Genomic DNA, 20,673 nt, shown 5'->3' with positions numbered 1-20,673 from the left:
CCCCCTCTTCCCGCTCAGGCGGGAATCGCCCAGTCGATGTACGCGCGGGCGATCTGCTCGCCCGCAACGATGCCCACCCACGCGCCCGCCAGCATCCACGGGCCGAACGGGATCGCCTGCCGGCGTCCGGCACGGCGGGTCAGCAGCAGGATGACGCCGTACACGCCGCCGAGCAGGAACGCGGCGAAGGCGCCCACGACGAGGGCACCCCACCCCAGCCACCCGAGGTAGAGGCCGACGACGGCCGCGAGGGTGACGTCTCCCCCGCCCATCCCGTCGGGGCGGATCCACCGCAGCAGGAAGTAGAAGGCGTAGAGCGCCGCCGCCCCGATCGCTGCGCGGCCGAAGATCGCCCACGGCACGCCCAGCACGCACGCGACGGCGAAGAGCGCCGCCGCCACCGCGAACGTGGGGATCACGATGCTGCGCGGCAGACGCAGCGTGTCGAGGTCGACGAGGGCGAGCGCGATGCCCGCCGCCGCGAACCAGAGGAAGGCGGCGACGAGCGGCGCGCTGTACACCGGGGTGCCCGAGAGCCGCTCGGCATCCATGGCCGCCCACACCACTCCGACGAAGGCGAGCGCCGTAGCGAGCTCGACCAGCGGGTAGCGAGGCGAGATGCCCGTGCCGCACGAGGCGCACCGGCCGCGCAGCACGATCCACGAGAGCACGGGGACGTTCTGCCACGCGCGCACGGGGGCCCCGCACGCGGGGCAACGGCTGGACCCGGTGAGCGGGATCCCCGCGGGGACGCGGTAGACGACGACGTTGAGGAACGACCCGATGACCAGGCCGAAGACGCCGGCGAGGACGAGCAAGTACGCCTGCAGGGCGGGGGTCATGGCACGTCCCTCTGGGAGAGCAGCTCGCCGAGGGCCTGAGCCCCGCCCCCGCCGTCGTCGTCGTTGCTTCCGGAGGGCATCCCGGGGAGCAGGATCGGGTCGCCGTAGAACGACAGCCCCCCGCCGTAGTCGAACGAGCCGCCGTAGAAGGCGCCCTTCCATGAGTCGTAGCCCATTCCCGCCACGTCGATCTCGCAGGGCGTGTAGGCCATCGCCGTCACGCCGGCGCTCATGACGGTGCCGTTGATCAGGATGTCCCTGCCCGAAGAGCAGGTGGGAAGGCCGTTCGCCGTCGTGTCCTCGACGATGAACCAGACGTGGGGTTCGGCGCCGGATGCCGCCGTGAACGTCAGCTGCGTGAGGTTGAACTTCTTCGCCAGCAGCACGAGGTTGTGCCCGAGTGCCACGTTCGGCTGCGTCCCGCTGTTGGAGCTCAGCTCCGAGCACGCGCGCGCGTCGAGGATCGTGGGCCCCGGGAGATCGTCGAGGTCGTGCCAGCCCGTCGCGGGGTGGGAGTTGAAGAACGCGCACGTGCCAGGCCCGCTTCCGGATGCCGCGAGGGTGATGACGGAGTAGCCCGGCCAGTCGGAGGCCTGGTACCGGTAGTCGAACCACGGGTCGAACGTCGGCGCGGCGGCGGGCGGCGATACGGACGCCGGTCGGTTGATGACGCCCGCGACCGTGCCCTCGTTCATGGTGAGGGTGCGGCCGGAGGGAAGCGTGAGCGATCCCTGCAGGTGCTGGCGGGAGAGTTTGACGTCCCCGGCCGCGAGGAGGTCTCCTCCCACCGTCTTGCTGTCCCAGCCGAACTCGATCGAGCCGGTGGCCGTGAGGGTTCCGCCCACCGTGCCCCGCACGATGTTGGTCCCCGTGCCGGCGACCGACACGCTGCCGCGTACGGTGTCGGATGCGTTGGACATGTCCATGGTGCCGCCCGCCACGACGGCCCCCATGACGTCGCAGCCGCCGCGCGTGATGAAGTTCCCGCTCAGGATGATGTTGGCCGGGATGACCGCCTGGCACGTGAAGTCGCCCGTCGGGATCACGATCGAGAGCAACTCGTCGTCGAGCGTGTGGGTGAGCACCTCGTCGGTGAACGTCGTCTTGCCGAAGAACACCATGTCGCCGGCGCCGCCGACATCCTCCGCGCTGAACCGGTAGACCGCCTCGACGGTCACGGATCGCCCGTCCGCTCCGAAGCCGGTCGCGACGAATCGAGCCCGCTCGCCCTCGCAGATCGTGGCGGCCTCGTAGCGTGGCGGTGCGTCGTGCGCGAGCGTGAGACCGCACACCGACGAGGTGCGCCGGGCGGCCGCGACGGCATCCGCGAGCCCGGCGTCGGCGGCCGCCCGCGCCTCGGCGTTCGAACGGCTGCCGACGAGCGACGCGGTCGTGTTGGTCACGATCGTGGCACCCGAGAGCGCCCCGATGCTCAGGACGAGCATGACGACGAGCACGACCACGAGCGTGGAGCCGCGATCGGCGGGATCTCCGGTGTGCTGGGGGGCCCGGCGCAGGGTCAGCATGAGGACGGCGCCGCTTCGGAGAGGGCCTGCGGAGCGACGGCGGCGGTGACCGGAACGCTCACGGAGCCGGCGGTCACGATGAGCGCGATGTCGACCTCGCCCCCCTGCCCGGCGTAGGTGAACGGCACCCCGCCGGCGAGGTTTCCGCTGACTCCCCGCGCCAGCACGCCCCACGTCGCGGGGTCGGAGTCGATCGGTCCCGTCGCCTGAGCACGATAGGTGAGCGATCCGTCGGGCGTCAGGGCCCACGCTCGGCACTCCCATCCGGAGGGCCCCGTCGCCACTCGCGCCCGCAGCACCGATCCGCTCACGCTCACCGCGTCGGCGTTGCGCACCGACGCCTGCAGGGAGTCGGTGATCACCTGCGCTGCGCCGGTCGCGGCGTCGCGCTCGCGGGTGGCCTGCACGCCCTGCATCCCGGCTCCGAACAGGGAGGCCATGAGACCGAGGAAGAGCACGCTGACGGAGACCGTGACGATGAGCTCGACGAGCGTGATGCCGGCGTCCGGGGAGGAGCCGGCGCTCTCGCCATGCGGAGCGGGGATGGTGCGCATGATGACTCCGGGTCGGAGGGTCATGGGGCGGAGACGACGATGCGTGTCGCGACAGTGGCGAGGGGCGAGCCCGGCGACGCCGATGCGTACGCGATCGCCGTGACCGTGACGGTGCCGGGGTATTCGCCGGGGCAGCCGGAGACGAGGACGTCGGCGAGCAGGCCCGATCCGGACGGACCCGGTCTCGCCGTGACGGCCGCGCTCTGCACCGACGTGCAGGTCGTGGCGAGCTCGTGCGGTGCGAAGTCGGCGCGGATCGGCGCGAGCTGCGCCGACGCGAAGGCCGTCGCCGCGACGAGCGAGCGGTTGGTGTCGCTCGTGCGGGTGCCGGTCATGAGCAGCGGCAGCAGCGCGAGGGCCAGGATCGCGACGAGGAACATCGCGATCACGAGCTCTACGGCGCTGAAGCCGTCTTCGCGGGTGTCGTGCTGTCGCATCGCGGGCCTCCCCGCCGGATGGACGGATGCGCGGGGCCGGGCCTGTCGGCCCGGGTCCCGCGCATCAAAGGGACGCCGAGGTCAGGAACAGCTCGGGCCGGAAGTGGCCGTGCGGCCGCCTGACACTGCTGTGCCCTCAGAAGCCTCGGTCGCTGTCACACAGAAAGCGTCGAGGGTCGGGGTGGCACTGATCGTCACGATGACATCGTCATCGCTCAGATTGCCAAAGGTTGGCGTTTCACCCTGCGCGAGCGCTGCGGCCGCCTGGGAGGCACCGTTCGCGGCCACTGCGTCGAGCGCGCTCTGCTCCGCATCGTCCTGGATGCCGAGAAAGACGGGAATCGCCACGGCGGCGAGGACGCCGAGGATCACGACGACGACGATGAGCTCGATGAGCGAGAAGCCCTTCTCGCCGGATTCTTCGCGGCGCTTGCGCTCCGCCTGGATGTAGGTGCGAACGAATGAACGCATGCTGAGTACTCCCCTTGATTGCCCGAATAAGAGATCGAACCCTCGGTCGGCGGCGTTCGCGGGGACGATCGTCACGTCTCGAGGGTCGGAGGGCCACCCGCCGAAACGGATGTGCTCTCGGAGGGAATCATTAGGGACTTCTCATCTTTGAGTCAAGCGACGATCTCGATGTGAAACACGGAATGCAGTGGCCGCGGGGTGAACAACGGCGTGCGCGGTCGACACGTCGATCGATAGAATCCCTGGTGAAGCACCATTCTTCCCATATGCAACACCAGTCACATTCGCCCCACACGCGAAACAAGGTTGTTACACATATATGAGATAGCTCTCATCTGTTGCCAGAGGGTTCTCATCTTTTCGGGTACTCCCGCGCCCCCGGACCCCGACGGGATCCGGGGGCGGGATGTTCGACGCCCCGCGCAAGAGGGAGGGGCTACGGGGCGCCGAACCCTGGAGCTCAGCCGACGGCGCCGAGCTGGTCGTAGAGGCCGAAGATGGGCAGATAGAGCGAGACGACCATGCCGCCGATGAGCGCGCCGATCACCACGATGAGGATCGGCTCGATCGTGGAGGCGAGCTGCGCGGTCGCGGTCGCCACCTCCCGCTCGTACAGGTCGGCGACGCTGCCGAGCATCTCGGCGAGCGTGCCGGACTCCTCGCCGACCGACACCATCTGCGCGACCATCGGCGGAAAGACCCCCGAGGCCGCGAGCGGCACGGCGAACGAGCGGCCCTGCCGCACCGACTCCTGGATGTCCGTGACGGCGCGGGCGACGACGCGGTTGTTCGAGGCCCCGCCGACGACCGAGAGCGCCTGGAGGAGCGGCACCCCGGCATCCAGCATCAACGCGAGACTGCGGCTGAACCGCGCGACCGCGATCTTGGTGGCGAGCGACCCGAAGACCGGCAGACGCAGCTTCGCCGGGTCGATGACGGCCCGCACGCGGTCGGTGTCCTTCGCGCGCACCCACCAGACCGCGGCCGCGACCGCGAGCACGCCGAGCACGGGGAGGATCCAGAACATGTTGTCGCTCGCCGTGACGAGCACGCGCGTCGGGAGCGGCAGATCGCCCCCCATGCCCTCGAACATCCCCTCGAAGATCGGCACGATGAAGGCCACCATCCCCAGCAGGGCCAGCAGCGCGATCGTGAGCACGATGACGGGGTAGGTCGTCGCGGAGCGGATCTTGTCGCGCAGCTCGGCCTCGTCGGCGTAGGTCTTCGCGACCGACGCGAGGGATCGCCCGAGGAACCCGCCGCTCTCCCCCACCCTCACGAGGTTGACGAGCAGGGGCGGGAAGGCCTCGGGCTCTCGCGCGAACGCCGCCGAGAGCGACAGGCCGCCCTGCACGTCGTCGTGCACCCGCACGAGCGCGGTGCGCAGCGCGCGGTCCTCGGTCTGCTCGGTCATGATCTGCAGGGCGCGCAGCAGCGGCAACCCCGCCCCGACGAGCCCCGAAAGCTGGGCGGAGAACACGGCGAGCGCCCGCACCCCGACGCGTCGGCGGAGGCCTGGCAGGGTGATCTCGCGATGCAGACCGCCGGTGCGCACGGGCTCGACGTCGAGGGCGGTCAGGCCCTGCGCCCGCAGTTTCGCCGCCACCGCCTGCGTGCTGGCGGCCTCGAGGGTGCCCCTCACGAGTGCCCCGCCGTCGTTGTCGAGGGCGCGATAGGTGTACTCCTGAACGGCTGTCACGACGCGCTCCCCCACCGTTCGAGCTCGCGCACGTCGCCCGCGCGCAGCGACCACGCCTCGGCGTCGAGGTCGGTCGGCTGCACGTGCACGCCGTCGAGGGTCGCGGGATCGTTCGCCGTCGCCCGCGCGACGTGCCTCGCCACCTCGCCCCGGCCGACGAGCCGCGCCAGGTCCTGATCGAGCGTGTGCATGCCGAGCGACCGCCCCGCCTGCATCGCCGAGTGCAACTGGGCGACCTGCCCCTCGCGGATCAGGTTCGCCACGGCGGACGTGTTCACGAGCACCTCGGTCGCGACGGTGAGCCCCGGGTCCTGAGCGCGCGGCACGAGCGTCTGGCTGAGGATCCCCTGCAGCGTGTCGCCCAGCTGCGCGCGCACCTGCTGCTGCCGCGAGGAGTCGAACGCATCGACGATCCTGTTGATGGATTTCGCCGCCCCCTGCGTGTGCAGGGTCGACAGCACGAGGTGTCCCGTCTCGGCGGCCGAGAGCGCCGCCTGGATCGACTCGGTGTCGCGCAGCTCGCCGATGAGGATCACGTCGGGGTCTTGCCGCAGCACGCGCCGCAGCGCCTCGCCGAACGATCCGGTGTCGGCGCCGATCTCCCGCTGATGGATGAGCGAGCGCCGGCTGCGGTGCACGAACTCGATCGGGTCCTCGATCGTGACGACGTGCGCTGGGCGGGTGCGGTTGATGATGTCGACCATCGCCGTCAGCGTCGTCGACTTGCCCGACCCCGTCGGGCCCGTCACGAGCACGAGACCGCGCGGACGCAGCGCGAGGTCGCGCACGATGGGCGGCACCCCGAGCTCGTCGAGGCCGTAGACGCGCCCGGGCACGAGACGCAGCGCCGCCGCGATCTCGCCCAGCTGCCGGAACACGTTGACGCGGAACCGCCCGATCCCGGGCGCCGTGTACGACAGGTCGACCTCGCCATGGGCGTAGAAGTCGTCGTGCTGGGCGGGCGTGAGAATCCCCGTGATCAGCAGCTCCACCTCTTCCGCGGGCAGCGGATCGGCGTATCCGGGCAGGGCGGCGAGATCCCCCGCCACCCTGATGAGGGGCGGCTGCCCCGCCGTCAGGTGCACGTCGGATGCCGCGGCTCGCACCGCGCGCCGGAGCAGCCGCTCCAGCGGGCTCGCGTCGATTCTCTCGTCCATGGCGATCCCCCTCATTCCCCGGGCGCGACGAACGTCGTCGCCGATACGGTCAGTTGTGCGGCCCCGCCCGAGTCGGACAGGGCCGTCTGCACGACGGCGACCAGACGCGGTCCCGCCGTCACGGCGTCGAGGAAGCGCGCGGCGCGCAGCGGGTCTTCGGTCTCGACGACGATCGTGAGCCCCACCTGCTGCCGCGACGCGTCGGCGGCGGGTGCTGGCGTTTCGGGGGCGGATGCCGCGGCATCCGTCTCCCCGGTCGACCCGGCGTCGTCGGCAGTCGCCTGCGCGGACTCCGCCGACACGTCCGCCGGGCGCGCGGTCCACGCCTCCGGCTCGCCTGCGCTCGCGCTGACGAGCGTGACGCCCGTCTCGCCCGCCGCCGCGGCGATGCGCTCGAAGACGTCGTCGAGGTCGGCGGAGGCGGGGATCGCCTCACGGAGGGCGGCCAGCTCGGTCTCGATCTCGCCGCGCCGGTCCTCTTCGGCGGCGAGCGCGGTCACCTGATCCCGATAGGCGAGATTGCCGGCCGCGGCATCCGACGCGCTCTGCGTCGTCGCCTGCGCCTGCACGAAGAGCGGCAGGGCGATCATGAGCATGCCCGCGACGGCGACGGCGAGCACCAGCAGCGCGCCGACGATGTGGATGACGCGGGTGGGCACCGTGGCGTTCATCGCCCCTCCTCCGGGGTGCCGGCCGGGGCGAACGACCCGGTGTAGACGGACTGGTCGAGCTCGATCCCGAGCACGGAGGTGTAGAGGCGCGGGCCGTCGGTCGCCCCGGAGCTGACGTCGCGGCCGTCGGCGGCGAGCACACCCGGCACGGAGCGGACGGCGCGGATCGCCTCCGCGACATCGACGGGGCTCGCGCTCTGCAGCGTCAGCGTGCCCGTCACGGCCGCCGCCTGAGCAGCATCCGCCCCCGCAGCATCCGCGGCCGGCGTGCCCGGCAGGGCCGTGAGATCGAAGCCGGTCACGGTCGTGCCGGCGGGCAGGGCGGCCGCGATCGCCGTCAGCTCACCCTCCCACGCGACGTGGCCCGCCATGGCCTCGGCACGGAAGGCCTCGAGCGCCGTCGTGTCGGCGAGCGCGCTGCCCACCTCCGACAGCGCCTGCAGCTCGGTGAGCAGCGCGGTCGTGCGCGCCTGCTCGGCCGCGAGCGCCTGCTGCGCAGCGAGGTTCGCGGTGAAGGCGGCGGCCCCGGCGGCGAGCACGACGGCGAGCGCCCCCACGAGGCCCCACCCCCACGCGCGCACGAGCGCGGTGCGGCGGCGGCGTTCGATCTCCGCCCGCGGCATGAGGTTCACGCGAGGGATGCCGCGGGTGACGCTCGCCCCCGCGCCCGTCGGGATCCCCGCCTGCTGGCCGGTCATCGGGTCTCTCCCCGCAGCACGCCCGCGAGGGCGACGAGCGCGAGCCCGGCCTCGGCCTCCGTGCGGCGCTCGGGCCGCTGCGGGAGGATGCCGGGGACCTCGACCTCCGAGACGGGGAGGTCGAGGGCGCCGATGAGGGCGCCGCGCAGGCCGTCGATGCGGGTACCCGCCCCCGACAAGTGCAGGGCCGAGACCCGCGGCGCCCCGGGACGCTGCGCGTGGAACCCCAGCGTCGCCCGCACCCGGTCGACGAGGTCGAGCACGGCCGGGTCGATGGCGGCGGGGGCCTGCGGACGCAGCGGCGCGCGCCGGACGGAGGGCGCGGCATCCCCGCCCGCCGGCACCGTCTCGAGCATGCGCTCGAGCGCGGCGTCGAGGTCGACCCCGTCGGCCGCGCCCAGGACGGCGGTGGTCGGCATGTCGATCGGGAGCACCCGGACGAGATGCGGCACACCACCCGTCGCGATGACGACCTGCGTCGTGTGATCGCCGATGTGCACCATCGCGACGGTCTGGTCCCCGGCGATCTCCCGCGCGGCCCGCGCGAGCCCGAACGCCGCCAGATCGACGGCGACGACCTGGAGCTTGGCCTTCGCCAGCGTCTGGACGATCGTCTCGACGGTCTCGGCGACGGCGGCCACCAGCAGGCCCGTCACCCGGCCTCCGCCCTCCGCGACGGGCCAGAAGTCGAGCACCGCCTGCTCCGCGGGGACGGGCAGCAGGTCCTGCACCTGATAGGGCAGCGCGCGCCGCAGCAGGTCGGGGCGCATCGCCTGCGTCGTGTACTCGCGCACGAGCACGCGACGGCCGCCGATCGCGAGCACGACACGGCGGCTCGTGATGCCCGCGCGGCTCCACAGCTGCCGCAGCGCGAGCGCGACGGCATCCGGATCCAGCACCTCGGAATCCCGCGCCGCCCCCCGCGGCAGACGCACCTCGCCCGATGCGAGCATGACGGGCGCGCGACCGGTCGACACCTCGACGGCGCGCACGCTCTCCTGTGTGATCTCGAGCCCCACCAGCGTTCTCGCCATGGCACTCCCCCTCTTTCTCCCCAGCCGCGGCCCGCGCCGCGGTCCCCCTATATCGACAAGAGCCCCGTGTACCCGCGGGCGAGGGCCTCGCCGGCGAAGATCCCGATCCATGCACCCGCGAGCATCCACGGCCCGAACGGGATCGCCGTCCGCCTTCCCGCGCGGCGCAGGGTCATGAGCGCGAGCCCGAAGACCCCGCCGAGCACGAACGCCGCGAAGGCCCCGACGGCGACGGCACCCCAGCCGAGCCACCCGAGGTAGATGCCGACCACTCCCGCGAGCTTGACGTCGCCGCCGCCCATCCCGTCGGGCCGCGCGAGGCGCAGCACGAGGTAGAACAGGTACAGCAGCAGGCCCGCCACCACCGCCCGCACCAGCGCGGCGGGGTCGGCCCCGGCAGAGACAGCGGCGGCGAAGAGCACGAGCGCCACGAGGTAGCTCGGCAGCACGATCGTGTTCGGCAGCCGGCGGGTGTCCTGATCGATGAGGGTCAGCACGACGCTCACCGCCGCGAAGTACAGGTACGCGACGAGCTCGATCAGCGTCGCGCCGACGGGCAGCGACGACGAGCCGAGGGACGCCGCGGCGATCGCCGCGAACGCGAGCGCCGTGACGAGCTCGACGAGCGGGTACCGCGCCGAGATCGGCGCGCGGCATCCCGCGCAGCGGCCCCGCAGCGCCAGCCAGGAGGCGATCGGCACGTTCTGCCACGCCCGGACGGGCCCGTCACACGCGGGGCAGCGGCTGTCCCGCGTCAGCGGGATCCCGGCCGGCACGCGGTACGCGACGACGTTGAGGAACGAGCCGATCACGAGGCCGAAGGCCCCGGCCAGCACCGTGTATGCCGCGATGAGGGCGGGCGCGGCGCTCACGGGATGTCCCGCTGCGAGAGGAGCGCGCCGAGCGTCTTCGCGCCGCCGCCGGTGGACCCCGATCCGCCCGGACCGCTGCCCCACTGACCGGGCAGAGCCAGGGAGTGGGTGTGGATGCCGACGGTGCCGCCGTCGTCGAGGGTGCCCGCGTACATGGCGCCCGTCCACGTGCCGCCGTTGCCGATGCGGATCGCGCAGGGCGTGTAGGCCATCGTCTTCACGCGGACGTCGATCGCGGCATCCGTCTCGATCGTGCGGCCCTTCGTGCACGTGGGGGCCTTGTCGGCCACCGGGTCGGGCACGACGAACCAGGCCTGCGGGTCGGTGCCGGCCTTCGGCGTGAGCGAGAGGTTGCCGAGCGTGAAGCGGTTCGCGACGAGCACGAGGTTCACGCCCAGCTGCGCGGTCGCGTTCGCGCCCTGCGCCGTGTCGATCCCGGGGCAGGCCGTCGTGTCGACGACGGTGTTCGTCGTGAGGTTCTGGATGTAGGACGACCAGAAGGTCGTGAACTTCCCGACGATGTTCGCGCACGAGTAGGGGGCGGATGCCGGGGTGACCGTGACGATGTCGTATCCCGGCCAATCGGCCGACGCGTACGCGTAGTCGAACCACGGGTCGAAGACGGGCGGGGCGACGGCCTCGCGGCGGATGCCGTTCGCCTGGCCCGAGAACACCTTCGGGCTGCTCGTCGCGGCGCCCGCATCGGTCCACGCGATCTGCAGCTTCGCCGACGACGGCAGCGTCAGCGTGCCGCCGATCCTCGAGGGGTTGTTGCCGATCGCGACGGCGCCGCCCGCATACACGTCGCCCTGCACGACGTCGGAGTTGTTGAGGTAGACCGCCCACCTGCGATCGGCCGGGTTCGCGCCGCCCGCGTGCACGTCGCCGTCGATCGTGCACCCGGACTGCCCCTTGACCGAGCCCGCCGTGAAGACGTTCGCCGGCACCTGCGTCTTGCACTCGAAGAGGCCCCCGGCGGGGAAGAGCACCGTCGCTCTCCCCTGCGTCTTGGGCATGACGTGGTTGGTGAAGTACACCGAGTCGCCCGCGGGGTTGAAGAACACCAGCTCGGGGGCTCCGCCGAAGGACGGCGCCTCGGTGTACGCGTACACGGCGCGCGTGGTCGTGGCCCCGCCGTCGGCGCCGTGGCCGGTGGAGGTGAAGGTCACCCGGCCGCCGGCGCACGCGCTCGTGACGGCGTAGCGCGGGGCGGTGGAGGCGAGCGAGAGGGAGCAGAAATCCCCCGTGCGCCGGGCATCGGCGAGGGCGGCGGAGATGCCGGCGTCCGCGGCGGCCGCGGACTGCACCCCGCCCCGCACCCCCGCGATCGACGAGGAGGTCGCGGTGACCACCGACGCGGCGGTGAGCGCGACGATCGTCAGGACCATCATGACGACGAGCACGGACACGAGCGTCGACCCGGCGTCGTCGGGCCGGACCGAGGCGCGGGCGCGCGGGCGCGCGCGGCGGGTCACCAGCATGCGCTCGCCGTCCCGTCCTGGTGCGCCTGCGAGAAGGCGCCGCCCGCGACGGGAACCGTCGCCTCGCCCGAGGTGACCGTCAGCGCGAGGGTCAGGCTCGGCCCCGACGCCGTGAACGGCGCACCGCCCGGTCCCCGCCCGGCCACGCCGGTCGCCAGCTCCGCCCACCCCGCGTAGCTCCCGGGCAGGGCGATGGCGGATGCCGACGAGCGGTGCACGAGCGCGCCGTCCGGAGTGAGCGCCCAGGCCTCGCAGGTCCAGTCCGAGGCCCCCGTGGCGACACGGGCACGGAGCACGTTCCCGTCGACGCGGAAGTCGGAGGCGTTGCGGATGCTGGTCTGCACCGACGTCGCGATCAGCTGCGCCTTTCCCGTCGCCTCGTCGCGCTCGGTGGCCGCGGCACCCGCACCCAGCCCCGTCGTGAAGAGCACGGCCAGGATGCCGAGGAACGCGGCGCTGAGCATCCCGTACATGATCAGCTCGACGAGAGTGGCGCCCGCGTCGTCGACGGGGCGGCTGTGCACGCGCGTCATGCTCGGCTCACCAGGATCTCGGTGCGCACCGTCGCGAGCGGCTGGCCGTCGTCGCTCACGACGACGTCGACGCGGACGGTGCCCGGGTACTGCGCCGGACACCCGTCCGGAAAACTCAGTGCGACGGACAGCCCCGTGCTCGCGTCGATCCCCCCGGTCGACGCGAGCACGGAGCCGCAGCTCGTCGCGGTGGACGAGTCGGGGAATGCGGCGCGCAGTTCCGCGATGCGGGCGTTGGCGACGACCGTCGCTGCCGCCTGATCCCGGTTCTGCACGCTCGACGCCGTCACGGTGATCAGCAGCGGCGCGACCGCCAGTGAGATCACCATGAGCAGCAGCATCGCGACGACGACCTCGACGAGGCTGAAGCCTCCGTCGGCGGTGCGCCGGGCGCGACCCCCCTGCTGCCCTGTGCGCGACATCCCCATCTCGCTCACCCTCCCCAGTGCGAGCTGCGCATCCCTGACGGGATGCTCCTTCCCCAGATGCCTCCGAAGAGGCTGTTCCTCTCGGAACGTGCCCCCGAGGGGGCGTTTCCCCAGATGCGGGACCGGTGCGGCCGAACCGCGGTGAACCGGCCCCACGTGTGTGGGCCTAACGGCTGCCGATCAGCAGCCGGGGCCGGCCTTCTGCGACGTCACGCCGGTCTTCGCGGCGGTGACGCAGATCTTGTCGAGCTCGGCGCCCCCGACGGTGAAGGTGATCTTGCCACCGTCGCCGAGGTTGGTGAGCGTGACATCGCCGACGGCCTTGCCCTGGGCGACGCCCGAGGCGACCTGCGTCGCCGCGTTCGCCGCGACCGTCTTGAGCGCGTTCTCGTCGGCGGTCTTCTGGATGTTCGCGAAGATCGGGATCGCGACCGCCGCGAGGACCCCCAGGATCACGACGACGACGATGAGCTCGATCAGCGAAAAGCCGCCCTCATCCGTCTCCTCACGGCGACGGCGGGCGGCCTGGATGTAATTGCGAATTGATGCACGCATGTGCGTATCTCCCCAGTGGAATCGCTTGTACAGGTCAACTCTGACGTGTGCAGGTATTCCGGATATCCCCAGATATCCCCGATACCCCAGCCCCCAGAGCTGGGTACATGGGACTCACGTAACGCGAACCCCTCCCCGCATTGATCATGAGACGCCTCTCATCTTCATGTCAACTCCGGCTCATGTAACGAAATGATAACGGCGTATGGATCCCTGATCAGGAGATATTTCTTGTCTGCACTTCACCCGGAGTCGGTGGACAGAAGATGAGAATGAGACCCGCGAGGGGTCCGGAACATGAGGCGCACCCCGCGACCCCGCCGACGCCCTCGGCATCGCACACCCCAAGGGTCGCTGCTGCATGATTCTCCTCGCGTATGCGTCGTGGGTTCACCCCCAGCATCGCAGACCTCGCCTCAGGCGGGGCGGTCTGCGGATGCCGGATGTCGCACCCCCGGGCGAGACTGCCCGGGCGCATCTTCTTGCGCGGAGAACCCCGCCGGGGGCCACGGGACGGATGCCCCGGTCGGCCGGACATCCGCGGGAGACGCCCGAAGCTTCGAGTAAACATCGAAGGTTCACCCATCATCGCCATGGTGAATGTCGAACCTACGTTCTACTATTGCGGGCATGGTCACGGCGCTGCGCACTCGCGAGGCGGCTCCCCCGGAGGAGCTGCGGCGGCTGCGCGCCGAGATGGATCGGGTTCGGGGGCGCCGGGTCTCCGCACCCGTCTTCCCGGTGCATCCCCGCCTGGCCGACCTGCTCCCCGAGCGCGGGCTGCGCCCCGGATCGGTGTACGCGCTCGAGCCCTCCCCGAGCCTGCTGCTGGGCCTCATGGCCACCGCATCGCGGGCGGGGTCGTGGTGCGGGGTCGTGGGTGTCCCCTCGCTCGGCGTCGAGGCCGCCGAGGGCTTCGGGCTCGACCTCTCCCGGCTCGTCCTCGTGCCCGAGCCCGGCGCGCGCTGGCTCGCCGTCGCGTCGGCCCTCGCCGAGGTGCTGCCGCTCGTCGCGGTGCGCCCGCCCGAGCGGGTGCGCGAGAGCGACGCCGCACGCCTCACCGCCCGCCTGCGCGACCGCGGCTGCGCGCTGCTCACCCTCGGCGACTGGCCGGGCGCCGACGCGCTGCTCAGCACCTCCGATCCGCGCTGGCAGGGCGTCGGAGCCGGTGACGGCTACCTCGCGGGGCGCGAGGTCACGGTCACGGTCTCCAGCCGGCGGTTCCCCGTGCCGCGCAGCACGCGGGTCATGCTGCCGGATGCCGCGGGCGCCGTCGATGCCGCCGTCGCCACGTCTGCGGGGACGGCCGTCCGGGGCGCCGTCGCCACCGACCCCTCCGCCCTCGAGGGCGTCTCGCGGGGGCGCGGCGCGGGTCCCGTCCCGATCCGGGCGGCGGGGTGAGCGCCGTGACTCCTGCGCGCGCCGCGGACGGCACGCCGTCGCCCCCGGCATCCACCACCCCCGTGCGCACGCTCGTGGTGTGGGTGCCCGACTGGCCCGTGCACGCCCTGCTGCGGGAGCGTGGATCGACGCTCGACGAGGCGGCGCCCATCGCGGTGGTGCGGGGCAACCGCATCGTCGCGTGCTCGGAACGGGCGCGGGCGCAGGGGGTGCGCCGGGGTCAGCGGCGCCGCGACGCGCAGGCGGCCTGCCCGGGCCTGCACCTCGTCCCCGACGACGAGGCCCGCGACAACCGGGGCTTCCTGCCGGTGGTCTCCCGCATCGAGCAGCACGCCCCCGGGGTGCAGATCGTGCGGGCGGGGCTCGGGGCCCTGCGCGCCCGGGGGCCGGCGCGGTATTACGGCGGCGAGGATGCCGCGGCGCGCGTGCTGCAGGGCGACCTCGCCCGCGCGGGCCTGCCCGAGACCCGCGTCGGCATCGGCGACGGCCCCTTCACGGCAGAGCAGGCGGCGCGGCTGACGAGCCCCGACGCGCCCGTCCGCATCGTGCCGCCCGGGGAGGCGGGCGCGTTCCTCGCGCCGCTGTCGGTGCGCGCCCTCGCCGACGACGAGATCATCGGTCTGCTCGCCCGCCTGGGGGTGCAGACGCTCGGTGCCTTCGCGGAGCTCGACGAGGAGAAGGTGCGCGAGCGGTTCGCCGACCGCGGCATCCGCCTGCACCGCCTCGCGCGGGGGCTCGATGCCCGCGCCGTCACGGCCCGCACGCCCCCGCCCGAGCTGGAGCGGGAGGTGTCGTTCGAGCCTCCGCTCGAGCTGGTCGACCAGATCGGGTTCGCGGTGCGCGTCACCGCCGATGCGTTCATCTCGGCCCTCTCCGAGCGCGCCCTGGTGTGCACCGAGCTGCGCGTCGAGCTGCTCGACGACCGGGGCGGGAGGTCGGAGCGGGTGTGGCTGCACCCCACCACGTTCGATGCCGCGGCGGTGGTCGACCGCGTGCGCTGGCAGCTCGAGGCGGCGATCGGCGGCGAGCTGACCAGCGGCGTGTCGCAGGTGCGCCTGGCCCCCGAGTCCGTCGACGAGGCCGCCCACCACGAGCCGGGCCTGTTCGGACAGGGCCCCGGCGAGCGCGTGCACCACGCCCTCTCGCGGGTGCAGGCGATGCTCGGGCATCGGGGCGTGCTCACCCCCGCGATCGGGGGCGGTCGCTCCCCCGCCGAGCGGCAGGTGCTGGTGCCCTGGGGCGACCGGGTCACGACGGCCGCCGATCGCGGGCAGCCCTGGCCCGGGTCGCTGCCCGCCCCGCACCCCACCACGGTGTACGCGGCGCTGCCGCCGATCGTGGTGCTCGACGCCGAGGGCGCCCCCGTCACGATCGACGCGCGCGGCCGGATGAGCGCCCCGCCCGCCTCGCTCGGGCGCGAGGGGAGGCGACGGGATGTCGCGGCCTGGGCCGGCCCGTGGGCGCTGCGCGAGCGCGACTGGGATCCGCAGCGGCGGCGCCTCGCCTACCGCGTGCAGGCGGTCGATGACCGGCAGGAGGCCTGGCTGCTGGTGTACGAGGACGAGGCCTGGCACGCCGAGGGGAGGTACGACTGATGGGATTCCGCAATCCGCCGATCCCGTGGTCGCAGCTCGAGCGCATCCTCAGCACCACGCGCCCCGAGGCCGCGCCGCCCCACGCCGACGGCGGCGACAGCCCCGCCTGGTCGCGCAAGCGGGGCGCCTACGTCACCCCGCCCATCCGGCGACCCGAGACCGCGGTGCCCTACGCCGAGCTGCACGCGCACTCGTCGTACTCGTTCCTCGACGGCGCGTCCTCGCCCGAGCAGCTGATCGAGGAGGCCGAGCGCCTGGGGCTGTCGGGCCTCGCCCTGACCGACCACGACGGCTTCTACGGCCTCGCGCGCTTCGCCGAGGCGGCGGAGTCGTTCCACGTCACGACGGTGTTCGGGGCCGAGCTCTCGCTCGAGCTGCCGAAGCCGCAGGGCGGCGAGGCCGACCCCGCCGGGCGGCACCTGCTCGTGCTCGCGCGCGGTCAGGAGGGCTACCACCGGCTCGCGGCGGCGATCACCGCCGCGCAGCTGCGCGGGGGCGAGAAGGGGCGGCCGGTCTACGACCTCGGCGAGCTCGCCGACCGGGCGGGCGGGTCGCGGGACCCGCACTGGGCGATCCTCACCGGATGCCGCAAGGGCGCCGTCCGCCGGGCCCTCCAGGAGGAGGGGCCGGATGCCGCGGCCCGCGAGCTCGACCACCTGGTCGACCTGTTCGGTCGGGCGTCGGTCTTCGTCGAGCTCACCGACCACGGCGATCCGCTCGACTCCCGCCGCAACGATCTGCTCGCCGCCCTCGCCGCCGACCGGGGGCTGCCCACGCTCGCGACGAACAACGTGCACTACGCCACCCCCGACAAGGCGCGCCTGGCGTCGGCGATCGCGGCTGTGCGGGCGACCCGCAGCATGGACGACCTCGACGGCTGGCTGCCCGCCCACGGGTCGGGGCACCTGCGCTCGGGCGCCGAGATGGCCGATCGCTTCGCCCGCTATCCCGGCGCGGTCCCCCGCACCGCGACGCTCGCCGAGGAGCTCGGGTTCCCCCTGCGCAAGGCGAAGCCCGCGCTGCCGAAGCAGGAGGCGCCCGACGGGCACACCCCCATGTCGTGGCTGCGGCACCTCGTGTGGCAGGCGGTGCCGGAGAAGTACCCGCGCCTGGCCGAAGAAGACCGGCGACGCATCGAGAACGAGCTCGCCGTCATCGAGAAGAAGGACTTCCCGGGGTATTTCCTCATCGTGCACGACATCGTCGCCGAGGCGCGGCGGCGCGGCATCCTGTGTCAGGGCCGGGGGTCGGCGGCCAACAGCGCCGTCTGCTACCTGCTGCACATCACCGCCGTCGACCCGATCCTCTACCGGCTGCCGTTCGAGCGGTTCCTGTCGTCGCTGCGCGAGGAGGAGCCCGACATCGACGTCGATTTCGACTCCGATCGGCGCGAGGAGATCATCCAGTGGGTCTACGCCCGCTACGGCCGCGAGCGCTCCGCCCAGGTCGCCAACGTCATCCAGTACCGGCCCAAGAACGCCGTGCGCGACATGGCCCGCGCCCTCGGCTTCTCCCCCGGTCAGCAGGACGCCTGGTCGAAGCAGGTCGAAAGGTGGGGTGCCGAGCTGTCGTCGATGCCCGATCACGACATCCCCGAGCAGGTGGTCGAGTACGCCGGCGAGCTGCTGAAGGCGCCGCGGCATCTCGGCATCCACTCGGGCGGCATGGTGCTCACCGACCGCCCCGTGGGCGAGGTCGTGCCGATCGAGCACGCGCGCATGGAGAACCGCACCGTCATCCAGTGGGACAAGGACGACGCGGCGTGGATGGGGCTGGTCAAGTTCGACCTGCTGGGCCTCGGGATGCTCGCGGCCCTGCAGCACTGCTTCGACCTGATCCGGGACGCCACGGGCGAGGAGTGGACCCTCGCGACCCTGCCGAAGGAGGAGCCCGCGGTCTACGACATGCTGTGCCGGGCCGATTCGATCGGGGTGTTCCAGGTCGAATCGCGCGCGCAGATGGGGCTGCTCCCCCGTCTGCAGCCGCGCCGGTTCTACGACCTCGTGGTGGAGATCGCCCTCATCCGGCCCGGGCCGATCCAGGGCCGCGCGGTGCACCCGTTCGTGCGGCGCAAGATGGGGCTCGAGGAGGTGGTCTACCCCCACCCCAAGCTGAAGCCCGTGCTGGAGCGCACCCTCGGCATCCCCGTGTTCCAGGAGCAGCTCATGCAGATCGCGATGGCGGTGGGCGAGTGCACGGGAGAGCAGGCCGACCTGCTGCGCCGGGCGATGGGGTCCAAGCGCGGGCAGGAGAAGATCGAGTCCCTGCGCGAGCATCTCTACGCCGGGATGGCCAGGAACGGGCTCGTGGGGGCGGCCGCCGACGACATCTACGCCAAGATCCAGGCGTTCGCCGACTTCGGGTTCGCCGAGTCGCACTCGCTCTCGTTCGCGCTGCTGGTGTACGCCAGCTCGTGGATCAAGCTGCACTACCCCGCCGCCTTCCTCGCGGGCCTGCTGCGGGCGCAGCCGATGGGGTTCTACTCGGCCGCCACGCTCGCCGCCGATGCGCGGCGGCACGGGGTCGAGGTGCGCCGCCCCGACCTGCACCTCTCGGGCGCGACGGAGACCCTCGAGCCGCTCGTCCCGAGCGCGGAGCGGACCGCGACCCCCACGGGCACGGACGAGTGCCTGCACACCCCGCAGCCCCCCGCGGGAGAGTTCGACCGGGCAGCGCCCGATGCCTCGGCATCCCACCGCCGCGACGGGGGGTTCGCCGTGCGGCTCGGGCTCGCGGGCGTCACCGGCATCGGCGCGAAGGTCGCCGAGCGCATCGTGGCCGAGCGGGATGCCGCGGGGCCCTTTCGCGACATGCACGAGCTCGTGCGCCGCACCGACCTCACCGCCGCGCAGCTGGAATCGCTCGCGACGGCGGGGGCCTTCGAGTGCCTGGGTCTGACCCGGCGCGAGGCCATCTGGCAGGCGGGCTCCGCCGCACAGGACCGGGCGCAGTTCCTGCCCGGCACCGTCTTCGCCGTGCAGCCGCCGCTGTTCCCCGACCTCTCGAACCACGATCGCCTCGCCGCCGACCTGTGGGCGACGGGGGTCTCGCCCGACGACCATCCGATGACGCACTACCGCGAGCATCTCGCCGCCCGCGGCGTGCTGCCCTCGGCCGCGCTGCGCACCCACGAGACGGGGCGGCGGGTCGAGGTCGCCGGCCTCGTGACGCACCGGCAGCGCCCGGCCACGGCATCCGGCATCACCTTCCTCAACCTCGAAGACGAGCACGGGCTGGTGAACGTCATCTGCTCGGTCGGGGTGTGGACCCGGTACCGGCGCATCGTGCGCGACTCCCCCGCCCTCATCGCGCGGGGGATGCTGGAGCGCTCGCAGGAGGGCGTCACGAACCTCGTCGCCGACGGCTTCGAAGACCTGCGCGTGGGCATGCGGCACGCCTCCCGCGACTTCCGCTGAGACCCGGGCCCCGCCGGCTCGCGGCCGTCGCCTCCGGCGCCCACGCGGTCGCACCCGAGGATCCCGAACGAACTCCCCGACGCGAAGGTGCGAGAGCATAGAGGCGTGACCTCCCCCACTCCCGACCTCGGCCTGCTCTTCGACGTCGACGGCCCCCTGGCAAGTCCCGTCTCCCGCACGATCGCCATCGACAGCATCCTGGACGACCTGCTCGCGCTCACCCGCGCGGGGGTTCCCGTCGCCTTCATCACGGGTCGCTCCGACGCCTTCATCCGCGATCAGGTGGTCGCGCCGCTGCTCGCGCGAGGCCTCGGCGACGTGCTCCGCACGCCCGGCGCCCGCATGTTCGGCGTGTACGAGAAGGGGGCCGCCTGGTCGACGATCACGCCAGACGGTCTCGGCGACGTCGAGGTCGACCACGAGGTCGCCCCGCCGCGCGCCCTCGTCGACGACATCCGCATGATCGTCGAAACCGACTACGACGAGCTGGTCTTCTTCGACGACACCAAGCGCGCGATGATCTCGGTGGAGCAGCGCGTCGACGTCGACAACGACACGTTCCACGCCCACCGCGACGGGTTCGACAAGGCGGCCTTCGACGCCGCGGTGCGGCACGGCGTCGGGGTTCGCTACGGCGACCGCACGGCTCCGGATGCCGCGGGCCGGGTGCCCTTCCGGCTCGACCCCACGATCATCTCGACCGACATCGAGTCGGTGCTGCTCGACAAGGACCGGGGAGCCCGCCGCGCGCTCGCCCATTTCTCCGAGCACGGCGAGCTGCCCCGCACGTGGCGCACGATCGGCGACTCTCGCAGCGACTACAAGATGGCCGACGAGCTGCACGCCGCCGGCTTCGACGTCGCGCACGTGGATGTGCGCCCCTCCGACGGCATGCTCGAGCGTCCGTACGACGTGCTCACGCAGGGCGATCTCATCCACGACGAGGCGGGCGCCGCGTTCCTCCGCTCGTGGGTGCAGCACCTCGGCGTGACGCCGCCCCCGCGCTGACCGGCGCACGCCCCGACCCCCGCCAACGGTCGCGACACGCCGCGGCGCGTCGCTCGCACGCGGCGTGTCGCGACCGTTCGCGCGGCGCGAGGGGCGTCAGAGCGTCGGCCGACGGGTGTCGTGGTCGCGCACCTCGGCGACGGCTCCTCGGCCATCCCGCACAGTCACGACGAGCGTCGCGACGACGACGGCGGCGATCACGATCAGAACGACGACGAGTGCGAGCAGCGAGATCACGACGATCACCTCCGGGACGTAAGGGGTACGTCCCGATGGCACCACTCGCGGACCGCGC

At 72.7% G+C, this 20,673-nt stretch carries 20 protein-coding genes; 4 read left to right on the top strand and 16 right to left on the bottom strand.

What is annotated here, in order from left to right; all coding sequences use genetic code 11:
• Positions 1–14 precede the first annotated feature (14 nt).
• From ACIGCK_RS10205 to ACIGCK_RS10135, 15 genes are all read right to left on the bottom strand, one after another.
• Positions 15–842 carry a prepilin peptidase gene (locus ACIGCK_RS10205; RefSeq protein WP_396665854.1) on the bottom strand — a complete coding sequence of 276 codons (828 nt, stop codon included), beginning with the start codon at positions 840–842 and terminating at the stop codon, positions 15–17.
• The gene (locus ACIGCK_RS10200; protein ID WP_396665852.1) at positions 839–2,368 is read right to left on the bottom strand and encodes a hypothetical protein; all 1,530 of its coding nucleotides are present in this window, start codon (positions 2,366–2,368) and stop codon (positions 839–841) included. The genes ACIGCK_RS10205 and ACIGCK_RS10200 overlap by 4 nt, the downstream gene beginning before the upstream one ends.
• A complete protein-coding gene (locus ACIGCK_RS10195) occupies positions 2,362–2,946 on the bottom strand; it encodes a hypothetical protein (protein ID WP_396665850.1) in 585 nt (194 codons plus the stop codon). Before ACIGCK_RS10195 ends, ACIGCK_RS10200 begins: the two co-directional genes overlap by 7 nt.
• A complete protein-coding gene (locus tag ACIGCK_RS10190; protein WP_396665848.1) occupies positions 2,943–3,359 on the bottom strand; it encodes a prepilin-type N-terminal cleavage/methylation domain-containing protein in 417 nt (138 codons plus the stop codon). The genes ACIGCK_RS10195 and ACIGCK_RS10190 overlap by 4 nt, the downstream gene beginning before the upstream one ends.
• An 81-nt stretch (positions 3,360–3,440) precedes the next feature.
• Positions 3,441–3,905, bottom strand: a complete 465-nt coding sequence (locus tag ACIGCK_RS10185; RefSeq protein WP_396665846.1) for a prepilin-type N-terminal cleavage/methylation domain-containing protein — start codon at positions 3,903–3,905, stop codon at positions 3,441–3,443.
• 385 nt (positions 3,906–4,290) lie between these two features.
• On the bottom strand, positions 4,291–5,529 hold the full coding sequence (locus ACIGCK_RS10180) for a type II secretion system F family protein (protein WP_396665845.1): 1,239 nt from the start codon (positions 5,527–5,529) through the stop codon (positions 4,291–4,293).
• Positions 5,526–6,686: a type IV pilus twitching motility protein PilT gene (locus ACIGCK_RS10175; RefSeq protein WP_396665843.1), complete on the bottom strand. Its 1,161-nt coding sequence runs from the start codon at positions 6,684–6,686 to the stop codon at positions 5,526–5,528. Before ACIGCK_RS10175 ends, ACIGCK_RS10180 begins: the two co-directional genes overlap by 4 nt.
• 11 nt (positions 6,687–6,697) lie before the next feature.
• Positions 6,698–7,357 (bottom strand): hypothetical protein, encoded by a 660-nt coding sequence (locus ACIGCK_RS10170; RefSeq protein ID WP_396665842.1) that lies wholly within the window; start codon positions 7,355–7,357, stop codon positions 6,698–6,700.
• Positions 7,354–8,055 (bottom strand): hypothetical protein, encoded by a 702-nt coding sequence (locus ACIGCK_RS10165; protein ID WP_396665840.1) that lies wholly within the window; start codon positions 8,053–8,055, stop codon positions 7,354–7,356. The genes ACIGCK_RS10170 and ACIGCK_RS10165 overlap by 4 nt, the downstream gene beginning before the upstream one ends.
• A complete protein-coding gene (gene pilM / locus ACIGCK_RS10160) occupies positions 8,052–9,089 on the bottom strand; it encodes a pilus assembly protein PilM (protein ID WP_396665838.1) in 1,038 nt (345 codons plus the stop codon). Before pilM ends, ACIGCK_RS10165 begins: the two co-directional genes overlap by 4 nt.
• 47 nt (positions 9,090–9,136) lie before the next feature.
• Positions 9,137–9,961 (bottom strand): prepilin peptidase, encoded by an 825-nt coding sequence (locus ACIGCK_RS10155; protein WP_396665836.1) that lies wholly within the window; start codon positions 9,959–9,961, stop codon positions 9,137–9,139.
• Positions 9,958–11,442: a hypothetical protein gene (locus tag ACIGCK_RS10150; RefSeq protein WP_396665835.1), complete on the bottom strand. Its 1,485-nt coding sequence runs from the start codon at positions 11,440–11,442 to the stop codon at positions 9,958–9,960. The genes ACIGCK_RS10155 and ACIGCK_RS10150 overlap by 4 nt, the downstream gene beginning before the upstream one ends.
• Complete coding sequence (locus ACIGCK_RS10145) at positions 11,433–11,975, bottom strand: hypothetical protein (protein WP_396665834.1); 543 nt, start codon at positions 11,973–11,975, stop codon at positions 11,433–11,435. The genes ACIGCK_RS10150 and ACIGCK_RS10145 overlap by 10 nt, the downstream gene beginning before the upstream one ends.
• The gene (locus ACIGCK_RS10140) at positions 11,972–12,397 is read right to left on the bottom strand and encodes a prepilin-type N-terminal cleavage/methylation domain-containing protein (protein WP_396665832.1); all 426 of its coding nucleotides are present in this window, start codon (positions 12,395–12,397) and stop codon (positions 11,972–11,974) included. Before ACIGCK_RS10140 ends, ACIGCK_RS10145 begins: the two co-directional genes overlap by 4 nt.
• A 186-nt stretch (positions 12,398–12,583) precedes the next feature.
• Positions 12,584–12,958, bottom strand: coding sequence for a prepilin-type N-terminal cleavage/methylation domain-containing protein (locus ACIGCK_RS10135; RefSeq protein ID WP_330171497.1), 375 nt, complete (start codon positions 12,956–12,958; stop codon positions 12,584–12,586).
• A gap of 630 nt (positions 12,959–13,588) precedes the next feature.
• Here ACIGCK_RS10135 and ACIGCK_RS10130 point away from each other — a divergent pair.
• The 4 genes from ACIGCK_RS10130 to ACIGCK_RS10115 all read left to right on the top strand — a co-directional run bounded on the left by ACIGCK_RS10130 (position 13,589) and on the right by ACIGCK_RS10115 (position 20,378).
• Positions 13,589–14,359 (top strand): hypothetical protein, encoded by a 771-nt coding sequence (locus ACIGCK_RS10130; RefSeq protein WP_396665830.1) that lies wholly within the window; start codon positions 13,589–13,591, stop codon positions 14,357–14,359.
• 5 nt (positions 14,360–14,364) lie between these two features.
• Positions 14,365–15,954, top strand: a complete 1,590-nt coding sequence (locus ACIGCK_RS10125; protein ID WP_396665828.1) for a DNA polymerase Y family protein — start codon at positions 14,365–14,367, stop codon at positions 15,952–15,954.
• Positions 15,954–19,370, top strand: a complete 3,417-nt coding sequence (locus ACIGCK_RS10120) for an error-prone DNA polymerase (RefSeq protein WP_396665827.1) — start codon at positions 15,954–15,956, stop codon at positions 19,368–19,370. The genes ACIGCK_RS10125 and ACIGCK_RS10120 overlap by 1 nt, the downstream gene beginning before the upstream one ends.
• A 105-nt stretch (positions 19,371–19,475) precedes the next feature.
• Positions 19,476–20,378, top strand: coding sequence for a hypothetical protein (locus ACIGCK_RS10115; RefSeq protein WP_396665825.1), 903 nt, complete (start codon positions 19,476–19,478; stop codon positions 20,376–20,378).
• Between the two features lie 96 nt (positions 20,379–20,474).
• Here ACIGCK_RS10115 and ACIGCK_RS10110 read toward each other — a convergent pair whose 3' ends face one another.
• Complete coding sequence (locus tag ACIGCK_RS10110) at positions 20,475–20,615, bottom strand: hypothetical protein (protein ID WP_396665823.1); 141 nt, start codon at positions 20,613–20,615, stop codon at positions 20,475–20,477.
• Between the last annotated feature and the right edge of the window lie 58 nt (positions 20,616–20,673).

Origin of the sequence: Microbacterium sp. NPDC078428, from assembly GCF_044542535.1 — a bacterium.
GTDB classification, from domain to species: domain Bacteria; phylum Actinomycetota; class Actinomycetes; order Actinomycetales; family Microbacteriaceae; genus Microbacterium; species Microbacterium limosum.
This window is presented reverse-complemented; position numbering and strand designations above follow the sequence as displayed.

What these genes read in the sequence shown, in the direction of transcription:
- ACIGCK_RS10205 (WP_396665854.1), bottom strand. Translation starts at nt 842, where the DNA reads ATGACCCCCGCCCTGCAGGCGTACTTGCTCGTCCTCGCCGGCGTCTTC.
- ACIGCK_RS10200 (WP_396665852.1), bottom strand. Translation starts at nt 2,368, where the DNA reads ATGCTGACCCTGCGCCGGGCCCCCCAGCACACCGGAGATCCCGCCGAT.
- ACIGCK_RS10195 (WP_396665850.1), bottom strand. Translation starts at nt 2,946, where the DNA reads ATGACCCTCCGACCCGGAGTCATCATGCGCACCATCCCCGCTCCGCAT.
- ACIGCK_RS10190 (WP_396665848.1), bottom strand. Translation starts at nt 3,359, where the DNA reads ATGCGACAGCACGACACCCGCGAAGACGGCTTCAGCGCCGTAGAGCTC.
- ACIGCK_RS10175 (WP_396665843.1), bottom strand. Translation starts at nt 6,686, where the DNA reads ATGGACGAGAGAATCGACGCGAGCCCGCTGGAGCGGCTGCTCCGGCGC.
- ACIGCK_RS10170 (WP_396665842.1), bottom strand. Translation starts at nt 7,357, where the DNA reads ATGAACGCCACGGTGCCCACCCGCGTCATCCACATCGTCGGCGCGCTG.
- ACIGCK_RS10165 (WP_396665840.1), bottom strand. Translation starts at nt 8,055, where the DNA reads ATGACCGGCCAGCAGGCGGGGATCCCGACGGGCGCGGGGGCGAGCGTC.
- pilM (WP_396665838.1), bottom strand. Translation starts at nt 9,089, where the DNA reads ATGGCGAGAACGCTGGTGGGGCTCGAGATCACACAGGAGAGCGTGCGC.
- ACIGCK_RS10150 (WP_396665835.1), bottom strand. Translation starts at nt 11,442, where the DNA reads ATGCTGGTGACCCGCCGCGCGCGCCCGCGCGCCCGCGCCTCGGTCCGG.
- ACIGCK_RS10145 (WP_396665834.1), bottom strand. Translation starts at nt 11,975, where the DNA reads ATGACGCGCGTGCACAGCCGCCCCGTCGACGACGCGGGCGCCACTCTC.
- ACIGCK_RS10140 (WP_396665832.1), bottom strand. Translation starts at nt 12,397, where the DNA reads ATGTCGCGCACAGGGCAGCAGGGGGGTCGCGCCCGGCGCACCGCCGAC.
- ACIGCK_RS10135 (WP_330171497.1), bottom strand. Translation starts at nt 12,958, where the DNA reads ATGCGTGCATCAATTCGCAATTACATCCAGGCCGCCCGCCGTCGCCGT.
- ACIGCK_RS10130 (WP_396665830.1), top strand. Translation starts at nt 13,589, where the DNA reads ATGGTCACGGCGCTGCGCACTCGCGAGGCGGCTCCCCCGGAGGAGCTG.
- ACIGCK_RS10120 (WP_396665827.1), top strand. Translation starts at nt 15,954, where the DNA reads ATGGGATTCCGCAATCCGCCGATCCCGTGGTCGCAGCTCGAGCGCATC.